At 72.8% G+C, this 20,915-nt stretch carries 17 protein-coding genes and 1 tRNA gene; 10 read left to right on the top strand and 8 right to left on the bottom strand.

Going from position 1 to position 20,915, the window contains the following annotated elements; all coding sequences use genetic code 11:
* The first annotated feature begins 88 nt into the window (after positions 1 to 88).
* Together ACF1AG_RS12610 and ACF1AG_RS12605 are read left to right on the top strand one after the other, a co-directional pair.
* Positions 89 to 664 (top strand): SigE family RNA polymerase sigma factor, encoded by a 576-nt coding sequence (locus tag ACF1AG_RS12610; RefSeq protein ID WP_359600254.1) that lies wholly within the window; start codon positions 89 to 91, stop codon positions 662 to 664.
* Entirely contained in the window at positions 661 to 2,247 is a 1,587-nt protein-coding gene (locus ACF1AG_RS12605) for a hypothetical protein (RefSeq protein WP_391809721.1), read from the top strand. The genes ACF1AG_RS12610 and ACF1AG_RS12605 overlap by 4 nt, the downstream gene beginning before the upstream one ends.
* Before the next feature lie 39 nt (positions 2,248 to 2,286).
* Here ACF1AG_RS12605 and ACF1AG_RS12600 read toward each other — a convergent pair whose 3' ends face one another.
* The 3 genes from ACF1AG_RS12600 to ACF1AG_RS12590 all read right to left on the bottom strand — a co-directional run bounded on the left by ACF1AG_RS12600 (position 2,287) and on the right by ACF1AG_RS12590 (position 4,776).
* Positions 2,287 to 2,757, bottom strand: a complete 471-nt coding sequence (locus ACF1AG_RS12600) for a hypothetical protein (protein ID WP_391809720.1) — start codon at positions 2,755 to 2,757, stop codon at positions 2,287 to 2,289.
* A 76-nt stretch (positions 2,758 to 2,833) separates the two neighbouring features.
* Positions 2,834 to 3,736: a hypothetical protein gene (locus ACF1AG_RS12595; RefSeq protein ID WP_359600186.1), complete on the bottom strand. Its 903-nt coding sequence runs from the start codon at positions 3,734 to 3,736 to the stop codon at positions 2,834 to 2,836.
* A gap of 194 nt (positions 3,737 to 3,930) precedes the next feature.
* Entirely contained in the window at positions 3,931 to 4,776 is an 846-nt protein-coding gene (locus tag ACF1AG_RS12590) for an SURF1 family protein (RefSeq protein WP_359600185.1), read from the bottom strand.
* Between the two features lie 212 nt (positions 4,777 to 4,988).
* Between ACF1AG_RS12590 and ACF1AG_RS12585 the strand changes: the two genes are divergently transcribed.
* Positions 4,989 to 6,836: a prolyl oligopeptidase family serine peptidase gene (locus ACF1AG_RS12585; protein WP_359600183.1), complete on the top strand. Its 1,848-nt coding sequence runs from the start codon at positions 4,989 to 4,991 to the stop codon at positions 6,834 to 6,836.
* 358 nt (positions 6,837 to 7,194) lie between these two features.
* On the opposite strand, the gene ACF1AG_RS12580 is transcribed toward ACF1AG_RS12585, so the two are convergent.
* A complete protein-coding gene (locus ACF1AG_RS12580) occupies positions 7,195 to 9,084 on the bottom strand; it encodes an NAD-binding protein (RefSeq protein ID WP_391809795.1) in 1,890 nt (629 codons plus the stop codon).
* A gap of 182 nt (positions 9,085 to 9,266) precedes the next feature.
* Here ACF1AG_RS12580 and ACF1AG_RS12575 point away from each other — a divergent pair, with 182 nt between their 5' ends.
* The 4 genes from ACF1AG_RS12575 to ACF1AG_RS12560 all read left to right on the top strand — a co-directional run bounded on the left by ACF1AG_RS12575 (position 9,267) and on the right by ACF1AG_RS12560 (position 14,456).
* A complete protein-coding gene (locus ACF1AG_RS12575; protein WP_387795856.1) occupies positions 9,267 to 10,040 on the top strand; it encodes a TetR/AcrR family transcriptional regulator in 774 nt (257 codons plus the stop codon).
* A gap of 116 nt (positions 10,041 to 10,156) precedes the next feature.
* The gene (locus ACF1AG_RS12570) at positions 10,157 to 11,146 is read left to right on the top strand and encodes an NAD(P)-dependent alcohol dehydrogenase (RefSeq protein WP_391809719.1); all 990 of its coding nucleotides are present in this window, start codon (positions 10,157 to 10,159) and stop codon (positions 11,144 to 11,146) included.
* Between the two features lie 308 nt (positions 11,147 to 11,454).
* Positions 11,455 to 12,735: an SLC13 family permease gene (locus ACF1AG_RS12565; RefSeq protein ID WP_391809794.1), complete on the top strand. Its 1,281-nt coding sequence runs from the start codon at positions 11,455 to 11,457 to the stop codon at positions 12,733 to 12,735.
* A 518-nt stretch (positions 12,736 to 13,253) separates the two neighbouring features.
* A complete protein-coding gene (locus tag ACF1AG_RS12560; protein ID WP_359600175.1) occupies positions 13,254 to 14,456 on the top strand; it encodes a cation:proton antiporter in 1,203 nt (400 codons plus the stop codon).
* A 4-nt stretch (positions 14,457 to 14,460) separates the two neighbouring features.
* Here the strand turns inward: ACF1AG_RS12560 and ACF1AG_RS12555 are convergent, their stop codons facing one another.
* The gene (locus ACF1AG_RS12555) at positions 14,461 to 14,931 is read right to left on the bottom strand and encodes a cation:proton antiporter regulatory subunit (RefSeq protein WP_391809718.1); all 471 of its coding nucleotides are present in this window, start codon (positions 14,929 to 14,931) and stop codon (positions 14,461 to 14,463) included.
* Between the two features lie 789 nt (positions 14,932 to 15,720).
* Between ACF1AG_RS12555 and ACF1AG_RS12550 the strand changes: the two genes are divergently transcribed.
* Positions 15,721 to 17,058: a hemolysin family protein gene (locus tag ACF1AG_RS12550; RefSeq protein ID WP_359600171.1), complete on the top strand. Its 1,338-nt coding sequence runs from the start codon at positions 15,721 to 15,723 to the stop codon at positions 17,056 to 17,058.
* Positions 17,055 to 18,074 (top strand): hemolysin family protein, encoded by a 1,020-nt coding sequence (locus tag ACF1AG_RS12545; RefSeq protein ID WP_359600169.1) that lies wholly within the window; start codon positions 17,055 to 17,057, stop codon positions 18,072 to 18,074. Before ACF1AG_RS12550 ends, ACF1AG_RS12545 begins: the two co-directional genes overlap by 4 nt.
* A gap of 138 nt (positions 18,075 to 18,212) precedes the next feature.
* Here ACF1AG_RS12545 and ACF1AG_RS12540 read toward each other — a convergent pair.
* The 3 genes from ACF1AG_RS12540 to ACF1AG_RS12530 form a co-directional block, all read right to left on the bottom strand.
* A tRNA-Pro gene (locus ACF1AG_RS12540) sits at positions 18,213 to 18,286 on the bottom strand.
* A gap of 48 nt (positions 18,287 to 18,334) precedes the next feature.
* On the bottom strand, positions 18,335 to 19,087 hold the full coding sequence (locus ACF1AG_RS12535) for a Pr6Pr family membrane protein (RefSeq protein WP_387795840.1): 753 nt from the start codon (positions 19,085 to 19,087) through the stop codon (positions 18,335 to 18,337).
* Between the two features lie 122 nt (positions 19,088 to 19,209).
* Positions 19,210 to 20,133, bottom strand: coding sequence for a metallophosphoesterase (locus ACF1AG_RS12530; protein WP_359608083.1), 924 nt, complete (start codon positions 20,131 to 20,133; stop codon positions 19,210 to 19,212).
* Positions 20,134 to 20,273: 140 nt separating this feature from the next.
* On the opposite strand from ACF1AG_RS12530, the gene ACF1AG_RS12525 reads away from it, so the two are divergent.
* On the top strand, positions 20,274 to 20,738 hold the full coding sequence (locus tag ACF1AG_RS12525; RefSeq protein ID WP_359608081.1) for a GatB/YqeY domain-containing protein: 465 nt from the start codon (positions 20,274 to 20,276) through the stop codon (positions 20,736 to 20,738).
* Positions 20,739 to 20,915: the final 177 nt, after the last annotated feature.

Below are 20,915 nucleotides of genomic sequence, written 5' to 3'. Positions count from 1 at the left end.
GGTACTCGACTTCACAGCGCCCCGTGGCACCGCGTTCCGGCCGCCTCGCGGCACGCTCCGGCCCCGCGTGGCCGGCGCGTCCGGTGGCATGCCGGTGATCGCGCCCATGCCCGCAGCGCGCCCCGCCCGCATTCCCGGTCAGCGCGACGGCGCCGACGAGACCGTGGCGGCCGGCACCACGGTCGACCACCTCACCGAGACCTACCGCGCGCACTACCGCTCGCTGCTGGGCCTCGCCGCGCTGCTCCTCGACGACACCGCCTCCTGCGAGGACGTCGTCCAGGAGGCGTTCATCCGCGTCCACTCCGCCCGCAAACGCGTCCGTGACCCGGAGAAGACCCTGGCCTACCTGCGCCAGACGGTCGTGAACCTGTCCCGCAGCGCGCTGCGCCGCCGCATCCTCGGCCTCAAGCTGCTGTCGAAGCCCATGCCGGACATGGCGAGCGCGGAGGAGGGCGCGTACGACCAGCTCGAACGCGACTCCCTCATCAAGGCGATGAAAGGGCTTCAGCGCCGCCAGCGCGAGGTGCTGGTGCTGCGCTACTTCGCCGACATGACGGAGGCTCAGGTCGCCGAGACGCTCGGCGTCTCGCTCGGCTCGGTCAAGGCGTACGGCTCACGCGGCATCGCCGCGCTGCGGGTGGCCATGGAGGCGTCGGCATGAGCGACGGCCAGGACGCGCGGGAACCGCGTCCCGAGGAACGCGAGCCGGCGGGCTCGCGGGGCTCCTCCGGGGACGCGGTGGACACCGCGAAGGGTCAGGAGACCGCGGACGGTCGTACGGCCGACGCCGGCGAGAACTCCGCCGAAGGCGACGGCGACGGCGGACCCGAGGGCGACCGGCATCCGGCCGGATCCGGACGTACCGCGGGCACGGTGGTCGAGGACGACTCCGCGGCGGAGCCGCAGGCCGAGGACGGGGAGGACACCGAACCGGAACCGGAACCGGAATCGGAACGGAATCCGGGACTGGACCCGGACTCGGGCTCGGAAGCGGACACGGAGCTGAAAACGGACCCGGAGCTGGATACGGATCCGGAGCTGGACCCGGAAGCGGATGCCGCGGAAGGCCGTCCGGACCCCGTGGGGGGTCCGGACCGCGGGGGCGTGCCCGAAGGGGACGGGCTCGCGCGGCTGCGCGCGCTCGTGACACCGCACGGGCAGAACCCGACAGACAAGCACGCTGGGAACGGAACTGTGAACGACGGCCGGGACGAACAGAGCCCCGACGGGCTCGACTCGGACGAACTGCACCTGCGCACCCTGCTGCACCGGGCCGTCCAGAACGTGGAGCCGAGCGACGGCACCCTGGACCACCTGCGCCGGGCCGTCCCCGCCCGCCGTGCCCGCAAACGTCAGGCGCTCGTCGGCGCGGCGGCGGCCGCGCTCTTCCTCGGCACGGCCGTCCCCGCTGTCGTCCACGTCTCCACCACCTCCGGCTCGGACGCCAACCCGTCCGCCGTCGGCCACGCCTCGCAGGCCCAGGGAGGCACCGGCCAGGGCAAGTCAGCCGGCAACGGCGAGACCACCGCCGGGGGCGCCTCCGACGAGGTCGGCGGCGACAGGAAGGACCCCGCGAAGGAGGGGGACAAGGGCGGCGCGAGCACCGGGACCAGCACGGGCGCCTCCGAGGGCGGTGACCCCTCGGCCGGCACCACGGCGGACGCCCCCGCCTGCACGGCCGAACAGCTCGGCCCCGCCACCGCGACCAGCGCCGCCCCCGACTCGGCCGGCGCGGTCTACGGCTCTTTCCGGGTCACCAACGTCTCCGGCGCGGCGTGCGTCGTCGACGGCCCGGGCACCGTGAGCGCGACCCCGCAGGGCGCGGCCGACGCGGCGAAGATCGGCACGTTCCGGCATGTCGCGGGTGACGCGGCGGCCGCCCTGCCGGACCCGTCGCTGGAGGCGGCGACCGTGACCCTGAAGCCGGGCGGGGCGTACGAGGTGCGGTTCGCGTGGGTTCCCTCGGAGACCTGCCCGGTCCCCGGCGACACCGCGGGCGGCGGCACCGGGGGCCCTTCCGCGGACCCGACCCCGACCGAGGAGCCGACGAACTCGGCCGGCGCGTCCACGGGCACGGGCACCGCCCCCGGCGCGACGACACAGCTCCTCCGCCAGGACGGCGGCACCGAGGGCAGCGTGACGGTGACCTACACGACCACCACCGGCTCCGGCTCGGCCACCGCGACGGTCACCAACGCCTGCGCGGGGACGGTGTACTGGACGGGGCTGCTGGCCCAGGGCTAGCGGCCCCGCCCGTCGGTCAGAAGGTACGGCTGCGACGACTCACACCGCGAGGAACGAGCAGGCGGTTCTGCCGACCCAGATGTGTGAGCCTATGGAGTTGTTGACGGAGCCGAAGGTCTTGTCACCGAGCCAGTAGTCGTCCCTGAGATCCCGGACGAAGCCCTCGGCACGCGTGAGGCAGATGTGGAAGTTGCTGTTGGCCCCCGAGCCCAGGAAGAACTTCACCTCCGAGCGGGTCCCCTTGTTGACGAGAGAGCTGGCGCGGAAGATGTCGTTGCCCTGGAAGGAGCCGGCGTTGTCGCCCCAGATCTTGTCGTTGCCCTTGGCCATTCCCAGGAAGCCGTCGCAGTTGATCTTGTCGTAGGCGGACATGTACCCGCTGACGGCGTTCTCGTAGTTGTCCCAGCAGGTCCCCGGGGTCTCGGCCGAGGCGTTGGGCGCCAGGCCGAGGATCGCGACGCCGGTCAGGGCGGCCACGGCGGCAGCCGAACCGAACTTGCGCTTGCGCATGCCAGATCTCCTCTTCAGCAGGTGAGCGATGTGTGTGCCGTCCGGCGGTCGGATCCGAGTCCGCCGGAGTTCATGGTCAGGACAGGGAGTCCTGGCGGGCCTGCCGCAGGGCGTGCAGGCGCATCTTCCGGTAGGTGTCCCACTGGTCGCGGTACGGCTTCAGGGTCCTGGCCCGGTACTCGCCCTCCAGCTCACGGACCACCGTCCCCAGGGAGGACTCGACGGCGCAGGTCGCCTCTGTGACGGCGAGCTTCCGGTCGTAGGCGTCGGCCTCGGCGTCCGGCATCCCCTCCACGGCCGCCGCCCTCGTCCGCCGCAGGTCGTCGGGGCTGTCGAAGGGCCGCCCCGCGCTGTTCATGCAGTCGGCCCACCGGCCCAGCGCGTCCGTGAAACGCCGGTCCCGCTTGAGGTCCTGGGCGTACAGCGGGAGCACGCTCTCCACGGTGCGGCGCGCGGTGTACCAGGTCTCGGCGTCCCCGTAGAGCTTCGCCCGTGCCTCGTTGGTGCATCCGCCGCGCGGGGTCTCCACCGTGCCGAGCGGCCCGGGCAGGTCGACCGTCATCCGGTCCCGGTAGTCGCCGTCGAGGGCGCGGGTGTACCGGGCACGCTCCTCCCTGGGGAGCGCGTTCTGGTGGCGGACGGTGCGGTGGGAGGTCCTGATCCTCTCGGCGCGCTCCTCGAACTCCCGCCCGTACCCGTACGTCCGCGCCCACCGCACGGAGTCGATCACGTAGTTGCCGGACTTCTGCTCGTCGACGCCGATCACCGGGAACTCCCAGTAGGGGAACCCGCTGTCCTTCATGCAGGTCCTGATGAGCTTCTGCTCGACCCGCTCGATCTCGACGGCTTCCTCGTTGGTCAGGTCCCGTACCGTCGCGTCGGCGACGGCCTCCCACGGTCGCGGCTGCGGCTCCTCGGCGCATCCTGCGAGCAGGAGGAGAACCGTCACCGTGAGCGTGGCCCCGTACTTCTGCCTCACCGATGTGCACCCTTCCCCGTTCCGGACCGGCGGGTCGTGGGGAGGTGTCTCCCCGCTGCCCGGCCCTGAGGGAACCTACGGGCGCCGCGGTCCGCGCACTGTGCCGTGCGTGCGGAAGAGTTGGTCAGTTGTGCACGGGGCCGGGGAGGCCGCCCGAGGTCCACGGGCCAGAGGGCCCGGAGGGCCTTGAGGGGTCACACCCCCGACGTGCTGGACGGCTCCCGCGCAGTCGCCGGAGCAGTGGAATCCGTGGCGGCCTCCGCCGTCTCGGCCTCCGCTTCCTCCGGCAGGATCCCCAGCTCCGCGTCCCGCGCGAGTTCCACCTCGCGGCGGAACAGCCGGAACCACATGAAGATCGCGAAGCCGACGAAGGCGAACCACTCCGCGGTGTAGCCGAGGTTCTGGAAGGCCTTCAGGTCGAGGCCGGTGCCGCCGGGCGCGGACGCGGGGACCGCGGTCATGCCCGAGTCGCCGTCGTTCAGGGTGACCCAGGCGTCGTAGACGTCGTACGGGACGAGGTTGATCAGGGAGGCCGCGCTGATCGCGGCGGTCTGGCCCTCCGGGAGGCCGCTGCGGGCGCTGACGCCGTTGCTGCCGGGGGTCTCGGAGGCCTGGAGCGCTCCCGTGACGGTGACCTCGCCGGCGGGCGGCGCGGGCGTCTTCGCCGGGTCGGGCTCGCCGGGCAGCCAGCCGCGTACGACGGGCAGGGCGCGGCCGGTGTCGGTGCGCAGCAGGGCCAGGACGTAGTAGCCGTCCTTGTCGTCCAGCGCGCGGTCGGGGACCAGGAGCTGCGTGTCGTACCGGCCGGTCGCGGTGGCCTGCTTGCCGGACGTGGCCTTGGTCACGGGCAGCAGGTCGTCCAGCGGCCGGGGCGCGTCCTTCTTGGCCTCGGCGACCTGCGCCTCGGCCTCGCGGTGGTTGTCCACCCGGTCCTCGAACCGGCCCAGCTGCCAGGACCCCATGAACACGCAGAAGGGGATCGAGAGCAGCAGGAAGACGTTGATCGCCCACCAGCGGGGGGTCAGCAAGAACCGGTACACGCCCTCAAAGGTACGGGCCCGCGGACGGTTCCCGTGCCGCGGGGTCGCCTGCGGGCCGGCCCTCGGAGGGCCCGTGCGGGCGCCCGGTGACGGGCGGTACGCGGTCCGTTCGTCACATCGTGTGAAGGGTCCGGTGGAAGTTCCGCAGGAAGTTGTCCACAGGCTGGGGACCGAGGACGCGCGATGCCCGTCCGGACGGGCAGTATGGGGTCATGACTGAGAGCAACGGGTCCGACGCGCCGGACCGGGCGGACCACCAGACCGAGCGAGTGCAGCAGACCGGGGAGATGCCGGACTGGGAGAAGCGCTTCCGCGCACCCAGGGTGTCCCTTCCCGACTGGGCGGAGGACGCCCCCGACCGTTCCCTGTTCGTGTCGAACGCGACGGGGACGTACGAGCTGTACGCCTGGGACCGGGCGACCGGTGAGCAGCGCCAGGTGACCGACCGGCCGAACGGCACGACGGACGGGGTGCTCTCGCCTGACGGCGAGTGGATCTGGTGGTTCGACGACAAGGACGGCGACGAGTTCGGCGTCTGGCGCCGCCAGCGCTTCTCCGGCGGCGAGGACGAGCTGGCCGCCCCGGGCCTGGACCCCTCGTACCCGGCGGGCCTCGCGCTGGGCCGCGACGGCCGCACGGCGGTCGTCGGCCGCTCCACCGACGAGGACGGCACGACGATCCACCTGGTGCGGACGGGCGAGGCGCCGGTGGAGCTGTACCGGCACCGGGAGTCGGCGGGCGTCGGCGACCTGTCCCACGACGGCTCCCTGATCGCCGTGGAGCACACGGAGCACGGGGACGCTATGCACTCCGCCCTGCGCGTGATGCGCCCCGACGGGACCACGGTCGCCGAGATGGACGACACCCGCGGCGGCACCGAGGAGCTCGGCCTGGAGGTGCTGGGCTTCGCACCCGTGGCCGGCGACACCCGGCTGCTCATCGGCCACCAGCGCCGCGGCCGCTGGGAGCCCATGGTGTGGGACGTGGCGACGGGCGAGGAGACCGACCTGGAGCTGGACCTCCCCGGCGACGTGAACGCCGAGTGGTACCCGGACGGCGGCGCCCTGCTCATCGCCCACGGCTTCGAGGCCCGGGGCGAGCTCTTCCGCTACGACTTCGCCGCGCGCCGGCTGGAGAAGATCCCCACGCCGCGCGGCGCGGTCTCCGGAGCGACGGCCCGGCCCGACGGCACCGTGGAGTACCTGTGGTCGTCGGCCGCGCAGCCGCCGGCGGTCCGCTCCACGTCCGGCGGTGTGGTCCTGGACCCGCCCGGCATGAAGTCGCCCGGCTCGGTGCCGGTGGAGGACGTGTGGGTGGAGGGCCCGGGCGGCCGTATCCACGCGCTCGTGCAGAAGCCGGCCGGCGCGACCGGACCGCTGCCGACCGTCTTCGAGATCCACGGCGGCCCGACGTGGCACGACAGCGACTCCTTCGCGGCGGGCCCGGCGGCCTGGGTCGACCACGGCTACGCGGTGGTCCGCGTCAACTACCGCGGCTCCACCGGATACGGCCGCGCCTGGACGGACGCCCTGAAGCACCGGGTGGGTCTCATCGAGCTGGAGGACATCGCGGCGGTCCGCGAATGGGCCATCACCTCCGGCCTGGCCGACCCCGGCCGGCTGATCCTCACCGGCGGCTCCTGGGGCGGCTACCTGACCCTGCTGGGCCTCGGCACGCAGCCGGAGCACTGGGCGCTGGGCATCGCGGCGGTGCCGGTCGCCGACTACGTCACGGCGTACCACGACGAGATGGAAGCGCTGAAGGCCATGGACCGCACCCTGCTGGGCGGCACGCCCGAGGAGGTCCCCGAGCGCTTCGAGGCGTCGTCCCCGATCACCTACGTCGACCAGGTGAAGGCCCCGGTCTACATCTCGGCGGGGGTGAACGACCCGCGCTGCCCGATCCAGCAGATCGAGAACTACGTGAAGCGGCTCGAGTCGCGCGACGCGGTCCACGAGGTCTACCGCTACGACGCGGGCCACGGCTCACTGGTGGTGGACGAGCGGATCAAGCAGATCCGCCTGGAACTCGACTTCGCGGCCCGTCACCTGCCGACGTGACGGCGCCTCCCGCGCGCCGGGGGGATGCACGGCTCCCTCCGGCGCGGGGGTGACCCCGAGCCCATCACGCCGGAGCGGCCCCGGCCCGTCACGCCGTGGGCGGCCCTCGTGCGTCACGCCGGGAGTGTGACCCTCGCCCTTCGGGGCCGCGCGCGCCGGCTCCGCGTCCGACCGCGCGGCTTCGTGTCCGGCCGCGCGGCTTCGCGCCCGCCGGGGGGAGCGACAGCGGGCCGAAGCACGAGGTGCTGCCGCACGCCCCGCGCTCGTCGAGACGACGCGGCCGGGCGCGTGCTGCTGCCCAGAGGTCCCGCGACCGGCGAGACGCCGATCACCGGCAACGCGGGCGCCCCGCGCCGGATCAGCGCGGACTCCGCGTCCGCCGCCCCAGCAGTTCCGCCAGCCCCCGGCGGGTCGCCGCCAGGACCACGCGGTCGCCGGCGCGCAGGACGTACGTGGCCGGCAGGTCCCACACCAGGCCGGAGCCCGGCGGCTCGGCGCCCGCGGTGTCGCCCCGGGCGGCCGTGTCCAGGGCCAGCACCCGCCAGGCGCCCGGCCGGAACGCCTCCGCGACCGTGCGCCCCTCCAGTTGCGGATGCCCGTTGACGACGACCGCGGCGAACAGCAGCACTCGCCGCTCCACGGGGATCGCGCCGAGGATCTGGCGCCCCATCATCGCCCCGGCGAAGGCGGGCGCGGCCAGGTGGGACACGGACCGGCTCCTGGTCAGCGCGGCCGGGTGTGCGATGCGCAGCGTCCGGTAGACGGCCTTGGCGAAGTCGTCGTCGTACAGCCGCAGCACGGCCCGCAGGTCGGGGCGTACGGAGCGGGCGTAGAGGACGGCCTCCAGGTTGGTGGTGTCGATGCTGGTCAGCGCGAGCAGCGCGTCCGCGCGGTGGATCTTCGCCGACTCCAGGACGCCCTCCTGCGTGACGTCCCCGACCACGACCGGGACGCGTAACCGCCGGGCGACGGCCATGCCCCGCGCCTCGGGGTCGGCCTCGACGCACACCACGGGGATGTGCAGTTCGCGCAGCCGGGTCAGCACCCGGGTGCCGATCTTGCCGAGCCCCAGCAGCACCACGTGCCCGCTCAGCCCGCGCGGCGGCTTCCGCAGCGCGGACGCGGTGCGGAAGGTGCCCAGCGCCTCGAGAACAGCCGCCAGCAGCACCGGCAGCAGCAGCAACCCGACGAGGCCGGACAGCAGTTGCAGCACCTGCTGCCCGAACGGTGCGTCGACCGCGGGCTCGTTGATGGCGAAGAGGTCCAGCAGCGTGATGTAGATGGCATGCAGCGGATGGTCGTCGGTCACCAGGATCAACGCGACCGCCAGCGCGACCACCGCGGCCACCAGACCCGCCAGCGACCAGCGCAGCCGCGCCGAGAACAGCGAGGCGAACGGCATCACCCCGGCCCGCCGGGCCGGCAGCGCGGGACCGGAGTACGACACCTGCTCCAGCACCACCGCGCCGCGCCCGGTCGCCGCCGCCACCGCCTCCGCGCCCGGCAGCAGCTGGGGCCCGTCGCCGCTGTCCTCCGAACCCTCCGCGCCCGCCGGGTCGTTGCTGGTCGCGGACAGCAGTGCCAGCGTGCACAGCCCCGGGTCGGCCACCTCCCCGGGCCGTGGCGGCCGCCGCTCCACCGCCCGCAGAAGCAACCCCTCCGCGTCGACGACCTTGCTGGTGCCGACGAGGGCGGTGGCGACCAGCGCGGGCGCGGTGGTGTCGGCGTCGGACAGCACGGTGGTCGCGATGTCGGCGCCGTGGCCCCCGTGGCCCCCGTGTCCTCCATGGCCGTCGCGGTGGCCCGCCAGTTCGGCGGCCTGGTCGAGCAGTTCCTCGATGTGCTGGCCGAGCCGCCGGTTGTAGAGCCGCAGGACCAGGCGCAGCCGGGGGTTGAGCCGGCGGGCGGTCAGCGCGGCGCGGATGTTGGTCTCGTCGTCGTCGTACACGAGGGCGAGCGCGGCGGCCCGGTCCACGCCCGCGTCGGCGAGGACGGCCTCGCTGGGCTCGGCTGCCTCCATCACCCGTTCGTCGGGGACGAGGGTGTCGTCGGAGCCGTCGGTGCCGCGGTTGACGGCGGTCACCATCCGGCCGAACAGCGCGGCCGAGGCGGCCCGGGCGCGTCCGGCCATCGGCTGGGGCGGGGTGCGCCGCGAGGGGGGCACCACCAGGACCACCTGTTCCCGGTACACGCTGCGCAGTTCGGTGGCGAGGCGGTGCGCCAGCCCGTCGTCGCCGCACACCACCATGTGGGCGGACGGATCGCTGGGCGGGGCGGGGTTGGGAAGGAGGCTCACCACAGGGCGAAGACTGCCTGATCTTGGCCGGTGGTTCCAGGGCGCACGACTAGCATGACGGGCGCACAGGTGAGGTGGACGCCGTACACCGAGGCGGCCGGTACGCGCGAGGACGCGGGAGAGGGGTGGTGGTGATGCCCGGACGGACGGGCGGGGCGGGACGGACGAGCGGGACGGGACAGGCCGACACCGCCGGCCGGACCCGCACGCCCCTGAGCCGCCGGCGGGTGCTGTCCACGGCCGTCGCCCTCGCGGACGAGGGCGGGGCCGACGCGCTGAGCATGCGGAAGATCGCCCAGCGGCTCGGCGTCGTCCCCATGGCGCTCTACAAGCACGTGGCCAACAAGGACGAACTGCTCGACGGCATGATCGACACCGTCGTGGGTGAGATCGACCCGCCGGTCGAGGACGCGGACTGGAGGACCACCGTCCGGATGCGGGTGCTGTCGGCCCGCCGCATGCTGCTGCGCCACCCGTGGGCGTCCGCGGTCATCGAGACGCGGATGAAGGAGCGCGCCGCCCCCACCCCGGCGGTGATGGCCTATCTGGACGGGATGATCGGCGTGTTCCGCGCCGGGGGGTTCTCGCTCGACCTCGTCCACCACGCGATGCACGTCATGGGCAGCAGGCTGCTGGGGTTCTCCCAGGAACTGTTCGTCGACTCCCCGGCCCTCGCCGCGCCCGCGTCCTCCCCGGCCCCCGCCGCGCCCGCGTCCCACCCGGCCATCGAGGAGATGGCCGCGCGCTATCCGAACATCGCCGAGCTGGCCCGGGCGGTCGCCCACGACAGCGGGTCGGTCGTCGGCTCCGGCTGCGACGACCAGTACGAGTTCGAGTTCGCGCTGGACCTGACCCTGGACGGCCTGGAACGCCTCCGCGGCGCGGCCGCCGCCGACCGACGGCTTTGAAAGCTCGACGGCACTGACGGCCCTCTTGCCAGGTGTACGGCGTACACCCATGATGAGAGGTGTACGCCGTACACCCACCCCCCCACATCCACCCCCGGTGCGATGGAGGCAACAGGATGAAGGCGATCGTCCAGGACCGCTTCGGCCCTCCGGAAACCCTCCGGACGGCGGACGTCGACCGTCCCGAACCGGCGGCCGGACAGGTACTGGTCCGCGTGCACGCCGCCGCGGTCAACCCGTACGACTGGCACATGCTGCGCGGCGACCCCTATGCGGCCCGCCTGCTCGGAGGGGTCGGCCTGAACCGCCCCAGGCAGCGGGTGGCCGGGATCGACGCGGCGGGCGAGGTGACGGCGGTCGGCGCCGGGGTGCCGACGCTGAGCCCCGGCGACGAGGTGCTCGGCTTCTGCCCCGGAGCCTTCGCCGAGTACGCCGTCACCACCCCGGACCTCCTGGCCCGCAAGCCCGAGGGCCTCACCTTCGAGCAGGCGGCGGCCGTCCCGATGGCGGCGGTGACCGCGTTGCGCGGCATCAGCACGGTGGGGCGGGTCCGGGCGGGACAGAGCGTGCTGGTCAACGGGGCGGGCGGCGGGGTCGGCACGTTCGCCGTGCAGGTGGCCGTGTCGCTGGGAGCGGAGGTCACCGGCGTGTGCGGCCCGGACAAGGCCGACCCGGTGCGCGCCTCGGGCGCCGCGCACGTCGTCGACCACACCCGTGAGGACTGGAGGGACGGGCGCCGGCGGTACGACGTCATCCTCGACAACGTCGGCGACCGGCCGCCGTCGCACACCCGCCGGGCGCTGACCCCGAGGGGCACGCTGGTGGTGAACGGAGGAGGGGCGCCGGGGCGGGTGTTCGGCGCGATCGGCGCGATGCTGGGCGCGCTGGCCCTGAACGCCGTGGTCCGGCAGCGACTGGCGGTGATCCTCCCGGCGGCCCCGTCCGGCCCGACGCGGGCGGACCTGGCCACGGTGACCGAGCTGCTCGCCTCCGGCCGGCTCACCCCGGTGATCGGCCGTACGTACCCCCTCGCGGACGCCGCCGAGGCCGTACGCCACGTCGAGCAGGGCCACGCCCTCGGCAAGACGGTCCTCACCGTGCGGTGAGCCGGCATCCGTCCGCGGGCGCAGGGGCATGACGGCGTCCTGGGCGTAAGGGGCGGCACCCACGTCGCGCGTCATGCGTGAGGGTGCCGCCCTCCCTTCGGTGGGTGTCGTCACGGATGGTGTCGGCGTGCACGGCGGGTGAGGGTGTGATCACCGCACTTCATCGCCCCTGCCACCGTCCGGGGCGCCCGTAGGGCACCGAATCACTCGGAAGGAGTCCGCACCCTGATGCACGCGGCGCCGCAGCGAACCGGCCTGAACAACGACTTGTTGCCCTCCGGGGGACCGCGGTGAGCGTCACGGCGTGGATGGCGGTGGCGGTCTTCGCCGCCGTCTATGTGCTGATCGCCACGGAGTGGGTGCACCGGGTCGCCGCCGCACTGGGCGGCGCGGTGCTGATGCTGCTCATCGGCGCGACCGATGCCGAGCACGCCTTCTTCTCCGAGGACTCGGGCATCGACTGGAACGTCATCTTCCTGCTGCTCGGGATGATGCTGATCGTCGCGGTGCTGAAACGCACCGGAGTCTTCGAGTTCATCGCCATCTGGGCGGCGAAACAGGCGCGCGGGCGGCCGTACCGGCTGATGGTCCTGCTGGTCGTGGCGACCGGCTTCCTGTCGGCATGGCTGGACAACGTCACCACGGTGCTGCTGATCGCGCCGGTGACGATCCTGGTCTGCCGGCGGCTCGGTCTTCCGCCGATCCCGTTCCTCATATCCGAGGTGATGGCCTGCAACATCGGCGGCGCGGCGACCCTCATCGGGGATCCGCCCAACATCATGATCGGCTCCCGTGCGGACCTGTCGTTCAACGACTTCCTGGTCCACATGACGCCGATCGTCGTCGTGTTGATGATCATCTTCGTGCTGATGAGCCGGGTGCTGTTCCGCAAGGCGTTCCACTACGACCCCGAACGCGCCGCGTCGCTCATGGAGCTGGACCCCAAGGCGGAGATCAAGGACAAGCACCTGCTGGTGATCAGCGGTGCGGTGATCGTCGCCGTGATGGCGTGCTTCGTGCTGCACACCTGGCTCCACATGGAGCCCTCGGTGGTGGCCATGAGCGGCGGTCTGCTGCTGCTCGCGCTGTCCCGGCTCAGCCCCGGGGACGTGGTCAAGGACGTCGAGTGGGAGACGCTGGCGTTCTTCGCGGGACTGTTCGTCATGGTCGGAGGCATGGTGCAGACAGGCATCATCGGCGACCTGGGGAAACTGGCCGCGAAGGCGACCGGCGGCAATCTCGAGGCGACGTCCATGGCGCTGGTCTTCGGCTCCGTGATCCCGTCGGCGATCATCGACAACATCCCGTTCGTGGCGTCGGTGAGCCCGATCGTCAGCGAGATCGTGGCGTCGGCGGGCGGCCCCGGCGAGGCGGAGATGCTGTGGTGGTCGTTCGCGCTCGGCGCGGACCTGGCCGGAAACGCGACGATCATCGCCTCGTCGGCCAACGTGGTGGTCATCGGCATAGCCGACCGCGAGGGCCATCACATCTCGTTCTGGCAGTTCAGCAAGTACGGCCTGATCGTCACGGCGGTCACCGTGTCGGTGGCGGCGTTGTACGTATGGCTGAGGTACTTCGCACTGGCCTGAGCGGCGGTGCGTCACCGCCGGAACACGGTGAGCTGCCAGGCGTTTTACGCTCCTCGCACATCTATGCGACGTACATGAAATTTGTCGTACGGTAAACTTTGCCTCGCCTTGGTGCTCTGCTGAGCCGCCGAACGCCCAGTCCGCAGGAAGCGGACCCGGATGCGAGGGGGGACGTGACATGAATCGACGCGCAGTACGCCGCGACACGGACCGGCCCGTACGCATCGACATCACCCCTCGCGACAGCGTTCCCGAACGCGGCACCGCCGTCTCCGGCGCCTGACCCGCCCGGCCGCCCGCCTCTCCGTCAAGGGCGCGGCAGCCGGCCTCCACGCCACCGCCCGCCCGAACGGGCTCCAGGCGTCGCGCCGTACGCGGACCGGGACCACCCGCCGTCACCTCTCACCGCACACCCGCGGATCCCGCGCGCGACCAGGCGCTACGCCGACCGCCCGCACACCACCCGAGCCCCTTTCAGGCACTGACGCCGCCGTCACCGACCCGGAGGACCGACGCCCGTGCACAACACCGCCACCATGCTCATCGAACTGGGCGCCATCATCCTCGCCCTGGGTCTGCTGGGCCGCCTCGCCGCACGGGTGGGCTTCTCGCCCATCCCGCTCTACCTGCTCGCCGGACTCGCCTTCGGCCACGGAGGCATCCTTCCGCTGCAGGCCAGCGAGGAGTTCACCGCCGTCGGCGCCGAGATCGGCGTCATCCTGCTGCTGCTCATGCTGGGCCTGGAGTACAGCGCGTCCGAGCTGGTCACCAACCTGAAGACGCAGTACCCGTCCGGGGCGGTGGACTTCGTCCTCAACGCGGTACCGGGCGCGGTGGCGGCGCTCCTCCTGGGCTGGGGACCGGTCGCGGCGGTCGCGCTGGCCGGTGTCACGTGGATCTCCTCCTCCGGGGTGATCGCGAAGGTGCTCGGGGATCTGCGCCGGCTCGGCAACCGCGAGACACCGGTGGTGCTCGGCGTCCTCGTCATCGAGGATCTGGCGATGGCGGTCTACCTGCCGATCCTCACCGCCGTGCTGGCGGGCGCGGGCCTGGCGGGCGGCTCGGTCACCCTGCTGATCGCGCTCGGCACCGTGGGTGCCGTCCTCTACCTGGCACTGCGCCACGGACGCCTGATCAGCCGCGCGGTGTCCTCCGACAACGCGGAGATGCTGCTGCTCGTCGTGCTCGGCCTGACGCTCCTTGTCGCGGGCGTCGCGCAGGAACTGCAGGTGTCGGCGGCCGTCGGCGCGTTCCTCGTGGGCATCGCCCTGTCCGGTGAGGTCGCCGAGGGCGCGAGCAACCTGCTCACCCCGCTGCGGGACCTCTTCGCCGCCGTGTTCTTCGTCTTCTTCGGCCTGTCCACCGACCCGGCGGACATCCCGCCGGTCCTGGTCCCGGCGCTGCTCCTGGCGATCGTCACCGCGTTCACCAAGATCGCGACGGGCTGGTACGCGGCCCGGCGCGCGGGCATCAAGGGCGCGGGCCGCTGGAGGGCGGGCGGCACGCTGGTGGCGCGCGGCGAGTTCTCCATCGTCATCGCGGGTCTCGCGGTCGGCGTGGAGCCCCGCATCGGCCCGCTGGCGACGGCGTACGTCCTGATCCTGGTCGTCATCGGCCCGCTGACCGCGCGCTGGACCGAGCCGCTGGCCCGCAAGCTCACCGGCCGTCCGGAGACGCCGGTCGAGGCGGAGCGGGTGGCGTCGGAGCCGGCGAAGGTGTGAGGCGTTACTCGCGGCCGAGGATGTCGGCGGCGACGCCGATGCCCTCACGGGTGCCGATGACGATGAGGGTGTCACCGCCGGCCAGCCGGTACTCCGGCCCCGGCGACGGGATGGCCTCGGCGCGGCGCAGCACGGCGACGACGGACACACCGGTCTCGGTGCGCATCCGGGTGTCGCCGAGCACGCGCCCGTTCCAGTAGGAGGTCGACGGCAGCTCGATCCGCTCGGCGACCAGACCCAGCTCGGCCGTCGCCAGCAGGTTCGGGCTGTGGTGCGAGGGGAGCAGCGCGTCGACGACGGTGGCGGCCTCCTCGGCGTTCATCTTCAGGCACACCGCGGTGTCGTCCGGGTCGTCCCGGCGGTAGACGTTCAGCGTCCGGGAACCGTCGAGGTGGGCGATCACCGACAACCGCCGCCGCTCCCGCGTCACGAGGTCGTACCGCACCCCGATCCCCGGCAGCGGAGTGTGCCCCATACGCCCAGCGCCGCCCATGACCGTCCCCCTACACCGTCTCGAATTCACCTACGGGCCATGACCGACGGCACCCTACGGCACGGGGGATCGGGGGGCGACATCCGGGCCGGGACGAGTGGTTCCGCCCTGCGGCACCGGGGGGAGCAGCTGCCCGTGCGGTGCGGTTGCCCCTCGGTTGAGGGGGCGCACAGGTGGGACGCGGTTGCGGGACGCACAGTGACGTGACGCGGCCAAGGTGCGGCGACGCCAGGGGGGCGTGCCCTCGCATGGCCTGGAGGACAGTCGTCGCGGCGTCCGGCGCAGCGACCCCACGGGACGCGGACGGTCCCACGGGTGCTCCGACCCCCACCGTCGGGGCAGACCGGGACCACGGGTGCCGGCGGTGCGGGCGGGTGCTCCACGGCTGCATCGGGGCACGGCAGGGCAAGCCGGCGGCAGCTTCGGGAAGTCGGACGACAGCCGACATCGGACGACCGCCGGACCGAGCGGCGAAGGGAACGGCCCGGCACCGGGCGCACGCGCGACAGGGGCGGGACCCGGCCGCGCGCGACGAGCGCGACGAGGGTGGGACCCGGCCGCGCGACGAAGCCGGGAATCGGCCGCGCGACGAAGCCGGGAATCGGCCGCGCGACGAGGGCGGGAACCCGGTCTCGGCAAGAATCGTTCTTCGTCTGCACGTCCGATGAGGGAGCCACAGTTTGTCCGCCAGATCGACGGACCCGTCGGGGCCCGGTCCCCGGCCACTCCGCCCACTTCCCCTGATCACAACACACGGCGGGGTGGTGTGAGATGAGTGCCGTGGAAGCGTGGCTGGGTCTGCTCGCCCTGTTCGTCCTGACCGCGGGCACCGGCTATTTCGTCGCCCAGGAGTTCGCCTACGTCTCGGCCGACCGGCTGGCCCTCGCCCGTGAGGCGGAGGAGGGGGACAAGAAGGCCGCCCGGGCACTGAAGGTGCTGGAGCGGCTGTCGTTCATGCTGTCGGGCGCCCAGCTCGGCATCACGGTGACCGGTCTGGTCGTGGGCTTCATCGCCGAGCCGTCCGTCTCCGCGCTGCTGAGACCCGTGCTGTCCGGCGTCGGCATCCCTGACGCCGCCGTCACCACGATCTCCGTCGTTCTCGCCTTCGTGCTCGCCACGGTGGTGCAGATGGTGCTGGGCGAGCTGGCCCCGAAGAACCTCGCGATCGCCGTCCCCGAAAGGCTGGCCAAGGCGTTGGCCGGCTCCACCCTCGGCTACCTCAAGGTGGTCGGGCCGGTGGTCCGCGTCTTCGACGGAGCGGCCAACAAACTGCTGCGATCCGTGGGCATCGAGCCGGTGGAGGAACTGCATCACGGCGCCACCCTCGAGGAGCTCGGCCACCTGATCGGCGAGTCCCACGAACAGGGGGAACTGCCGCGGGGGACGGCCGAACTGCTCGACCACGCCCTGGAGTTCTCCGAGCGGACGCTGCGCGCGGTGATGGTGCCCCGGGTCGACGCGGTCTTCGTCCGCAAGGACGCCACGGCCGCCGAGACCATCACTCTCATCGCCCGGCACGGCCACTCCAACTACCCGGTGCTGGGTGACCATCCCGATGACGTCGCGGGTGTCCTGGGCGTGCGGGAGCTGATGGGGCTGCCACCGGAGCGAGCCGCCGGCACCACGGCCGGCGCGGCGGCCCGGCGCCCTCTGCTGCTGCCGGACACGCTGCCGCTGCCGGACGCCGTGGAACGGATGCGGGAGCGGGACGACGAGTTCGCCGTCGTCCTGGACGAGCACGGCGGCGTGGCCGGCGTCGTCACCTACGAGGACATCGCCGAGGAACTCGTGGGCGACATCGCCGACGAGACGGACACCGTCACCGAGGTGGCGGTCGCGGACGGCGAGGGCTGGCTGGTGGACGCCGGGCGGCGTCTGGACGAGGTGGCCGAGGCGACCGGCATCGAGCTGCCCGAGGAGGACGACTACGACACCGTCGCCGGGCTCGTCGTCGACCGGCTCGGCCGCTTCCCGGCGATCGGCGACCGGCTCACGGTGGAACTGCCGGCGGGCGGGAACGCCGTGATCGACGTACGCACCCTCGACCGGCACGTACCCGAACGCATCCGGATCGAACGGCCGGCCGAGAAGGAGGACGAGCAGGCATGAGTTTCCCGTTGGCGCTCTTCGTCACCGTCCTGCTGCTCATCGGCAGCGGCTTCTTCGTCGCGGCCGAGTTCGCACTGGTCGCCGCCAAGCGGCACCGCATGGAGAAGGCCGTCGCCGAGGGGCAGCGCGGCGCCAAGGCGGCCCTGGCGGGCATGCAGGAACTGTCGCTGATGCTGGCAGGCGCCCAGCTCGGCATCACCGTGTGCACCCTCGGTCTGGGCTCCGTGTCCAAGCCCGCCATCTCCCACGAACTGGACCCGCTGCTGCACAAGCTGGGCCTGCCCGCCGCACTCAGCTACGGCGTGGCCTTCGCCGTGGCGATGATCGTCGTGGTGTTCCTGCACATGGTCCTGGGCGAGATGGCGCCCAAGTCCTGGGCCATCGCCCACCCCGAGCGATCCGCGATGCTGCTGTCCCCGCCCTTCCGCGCCGTCGCGACCGCCGTACGCCCGCTGATCTGGCTGCTCAACAGGATCAGCAACGCCCTGGTCCGCCTCTGCAAGGTCGTGCCCCGGGACGAACTGGTCTCCGTCCACAACCGGGAACAGCTCACACACCTGGTGGAGGAGTCCGAGCGACTGGGCCTGATCAGCGAAACGGACTCCGACCTGCTGACCCGCTCTCTGACCGAGCCCGAGACCCCGGTACGCGGTCTGACGGTCCCGGCCGCCGACATCGTGGCGGTCCCCTCCGACGCCGGGGCGGAGCAGATCCTCGGCCTGGCCGCCACGCACGACCGCACCCGGCTCCTGGTCCGCCACGAGGACACCATTCTCGGCTCGGTGCACGCCCGCGACGTCCTCGTGGCGCGAGCCCAGGGGCGGACGGCAGACGCCCGCGCGCTGGCCCGCCCCGTCCCCGAGCTGCTGGAGGACGCCACGGTCGCGGAGGCGATCGAGGCCATGCGCCGACGCAGGGCCTCCCTCGCAGTGGTCCGCGACGGAGCCGGCCGTCTCATCGGCCTCGTGACACTGGACGACCTGCTGGCCCGCTACCTGCTGCCGACGGCCGCGTAGAGCGCCCGCCCCGCCGGGCCGAGCGCCCCGACTCCCCGGGGCGCTCGGCCCGGCCGGACACCCGGCCCGCCCCCGGCCTGCTGCACACAGGAAAGAGGCCCGTTCACACTGCCGTGAACGGGCCTCTTTGTCTGGCTGTCGGGGTGGCGGGATTTGAACCCACGACCTCTTCGTCCCGAACGAAGCGCGCTGCCAAGCTGCGCCACACCCCGGTGTCGCTCGCTGTCGCGGCGACGACGTTTACTTTAGCCCACTGGTGGCTAGAGACGAAATCTGGTTTTCGGGCGGGTGTGGTCCAGGGCCACCAGGAGGACCGCCACGGCGTAGATGGCGAGTCCCACGAGGAGCGCGTTGGCGAGCACGCTCCGGTAGCCGTGGCGGGCCACGTCGAGGAACGGGTAGAGGTAGCGGCCGGCGGAGCCGGGGAGCAGCTCGCCCCGGGCGAGGGTGAAGGCCAGGTAGGCCAAGGGGTACAGCAGCCACGTCGTGGCCTGGCGCAGGTGCATGCGGGCCGGCGGTGTCAGGACCAGCCAGTCCAGGAGCGCGGCGACCGGCAGCACCGTGTGCAGCAGGTGGCCCGCGACCGGCTCGAGCCATGTCGCGCCTCCGCCGGAACCCGCCGTCATGGCGTAGGCCGGCGCGGCGTCCGCGAGGGCGATGTGGTGGACCAGGGCCGCGACCACCACGTACAGGAGCGCCGCCCCCGTGACGGCGCCCGGCAGGGGATGGCGGGCCGTCCACGCGCGGCGCGCCGAGGCGAACGTCACCAGGGCGAGCAGTGCCGCGCTCTGGATCACGAAGTAGCTCAGTACCCGGGTGGGGCTGCCGAGGAGGATCTCGGTCAGCACGGCCGCCGTCGCGAGCACGGCCAGGGCCAGCCGGTACACCGCGGTCAGCGGGCGGCGCACCGGCGGTACGACGGCTCGGGCGGGGACGACGGAGGGGAGCAGTTGCGGAGCCGTCCGCGGGAGGGCGGGGAGGTCCGGGATGTCCCTGGGTATCGGGGCGGTCATGCCCCCAGCGTGGGACGGCCGACGGGGCGCGGCGACGTGGCATGGGCCGGTCGGGTTATCCGTACGTCGGACAACCCGCCCGCCGTCGCCGACACGTCAGACGACCCGCCCGCCGCCGAGCCTCAGCGCGCCACCAGCGTCAGCAGGGTCGCCTCCGGCGGGCACGCGAAGCGCACCGGCGTGTAGCGGCTCGTGCCGCAGCCCGCCGAGACGTGGAGGTACGACCTGCGGCCCTCCGCCGTGTGCGTGGACAGGCCCTTCACGCGATCGGTGTCCAGGTCGCAGTTGGTGACCAGGGCGCCGTAGAACGGGATGCACAGCTGTCCGCCGTGCGTGTGACCTGCGAGGATCAGCGGGTAGCCGTCGGCCGCGAACGCGTCCAGCACCCGCAGGTACGGCGCGTGCACCACGCCCATCGAGAAGTCCGCCCCGGACGACGGGCCGCCCGCCACCTCCGGGTACCGGTCCCGCTTGATGTGCGGGTCGTCGAGTCCCGTCAGCTCGATCGACGTGCCCTCGATCTTCAGGGTGCCCCGCGTGTTGGTGAGGTTGAGCCAGCCCGCCGAGTCGAAGCCGTCCCGCAGGTCCTCCCACGGGTTGTGGACGGCGTCGACGACCGGCGGGTTGCCGTTCAGGCCGTGGCGGCCCTGCACCTTCTCGACCAGGTAGCGGGCGGGGTTGCGCAGCCGGGGGCCGTAGTAGTCGTTGGAGCCGAAGACGTACGCCCCGGGGAATTCCATCAGCGGGCCGAGCGCGTCCAGGACCTCGGGGACGCCTTCGGGGTCGGACAGGTTGTCGCCCGTGTTGATCACGAAGTCGGGGCGCAGGCCCGCCAGCGAGCGCAGCCACCGCTGCTTCTTCCGCTGGCCGCCGACCATGTGGATGTCGGACACCTGCAGTACGCGCAGGGGGCGCATCCCGGAGGGGAGGACGGGCACGGTCACCCGTCGGAGGCGGAAGGAGCGGGCCTCGAAGCCCGCGGCGTACAGCAGCCCGGCGGCGCCGGCCGCCGTGATTCCCAGGGGGATTCGGTATCGCGCGCGCATGCGCCCATCGTGTCAGACCCTGACGGTTCCTCCGCACGCCCCAGGGGGCCACCCCTGCCGGGAGTTCACCCACAGGCGTACCGAGCCCTCCCCCGCAAATCAGCAGGCGCGGCCATGACCGCACCTGCGACAATCAAGTCATGACCACGCTCAAGTCGAAGCTGCACGACGACCTCAACGCCGCGATCAAGGAGCGCGACGAGCTCCGCTCCTCGACGCTCCGGCTGACGCTCGCCGCGATCACCAAGGAGGAGGTCGCGGGCAAGGAGAAGCGCGAGCTCTCCGACGACGAGGTGCAGAAGGTGATCGCCCGCGAGGCCAAGAAGCGCCGTGAGGCGGCGGACGCCTTCGCCCAGGGCGGCCGCCCCGAGCAGGCCGAGCGGGAGAAGGCGGAGGGCGAGGTGCTCGCCGGCTACCTCCCCAAGCAGCTGTCCGACGACGAGCTGAACGCGATCGTCGCCCAGGCGGTCGATGAGGCCCGCGCCGCCGGCGCCGAGGGGCCGCGCGCCATGGGCGCCGTCATGAAGATCGTGAACCCGAAGGTGGCCGGTCAGGCGGAGGGCGGCCGGGTGGCGGCCGCGGTGAAGAGGCTTCTGGCGGGCTGAGCCGCCGCCACGACGGCTTACGGCCACAAGCACACCCACGGCCGTACGGCCACAACACGGCGGTGGGGGCCCCACCCCCCCCCGGGCCCGGGGCCCCCCCGCCGGGGGGCCGGCCACCGGGACGCCCGGCCCCCCCGCCCCGGGGCCGGGGCCCCGCGGAACGCGAGGGGGGGCGGG

Source organism: Streptomyces sp. NPDC014764, from assembly GCF_043082785.1.
GTDB lineage: Bacteria > Actinomycetota > Actinomycetes > Streptomycetales > Streptomycetaceae > Streptomyces > Streptomyces althioticus.
Note: the sequence above shows the minus strand (reverse complement) of the source record. Positions and strands in the feature narration are given on the sequence as shown.

Bases quoted from the DNA above. Each gene is read 5' to 3' on its own strand.
- ACF1AG_RS12610 (WP_359600254.1), top strand. From the start codon at position 89: ATGCCGGTGATCGCGCCCATGCCCGCAGCGCGCCCCGCCCGCATTCCC.
- ACF1AG_RS12605 (WP_391809721.1), top strand. From the start codon at position 661: ATGAGCGACGGCCAGGACGCGCGGGAACCGCGTCCCGAGGAACGCGAG.
- ACF1AG_RS12600 (WP_391809720.1), bottom strand. From the start codon at position 2,757: ATGCGCAAGCGCAAGTTCGGTTCGGCTGCCGCCGTGGCCGCCCTGACC.
- ACF1AG_RS12585 (WP_359600183.1), top strand. From the start codon at position 4,989: ATGACTGAGAGCAACGGGTCCGACGCGCCGGACCGGGCGGACCACCAG.
- ACF1AG_RS12580 (WP_391809795.1), bottom strand. From the start codon at position 9,084: ATGGTGGTGTGCGGCGACGACGGGCTGGCGCACCGCCTCGCCACCGAA.
- ACF1AG_RS12575 (WP_387795856.1), top strand. From the start codon at position 9,267: ATGCCCGGACGGACGGGCGGGGCGGGACGGACGAGCGGGACGGGACAG.
- ACF1AG_RS12570 (WP_391809719.1), top strand. From the start codon at position 10,157: ATGAAGGCGATCGTCCAGGACCGCTTCGGCCCTCCGGAAACCCTCCGG.
- ACF1AG_RS12565 (WP_391809794.1), top strand. From the start codon at position 11,455: ATGGCGGTGGCGGTCTTCGCCGCCGTCTATGTGCTGATCGCCACGGAG.
- ACF1AG_RS12555 (WP_391809718.1), bottom strand. From the start codon at position 14,931: ATGGGGCACACTCCGCTGCCGGGGATCGGGGTGCGGTACGACCTCGTG.
- ACF1AG_RS12550 (WP_359600171.1), top strand. From the start codon at position 15,721: ATGAGTGCCGTGGAAGCGTGGCTGGGTCTGCTCGCCCTGTTCGTCCTG.
- ACF1AG_RS12545 (WP_359600169.1), top strand. From the start codon at position 17,055: ATGAGTTTCCCGTTGGCGCTCTTCGTCACCGTCCTGCTGCTCATCGGC.
- ACF1AG_RS12535 (WP_387795840.1), bottom strand. From the start codon at position 19,087: ATGACCGCCCCGATACCCAGGGACATCCCGGACCTCCCCGCCCTCCCG.
- ACF1AG_RS12530 (WP_359608083.1), bottom strand. From the start codon at position 20,133: ATGCGCGCGCGATACCGAATCCCCCTGGGAATCACGGCGGCCGGCGCC.
- ACF1AG_RS12525 (WP_359608081.1), top strand. From the start codon at position 20,274: ATGACCACGCTCAAGTCGAAGCTGCACGACGACCTCAACGCCGCGATC.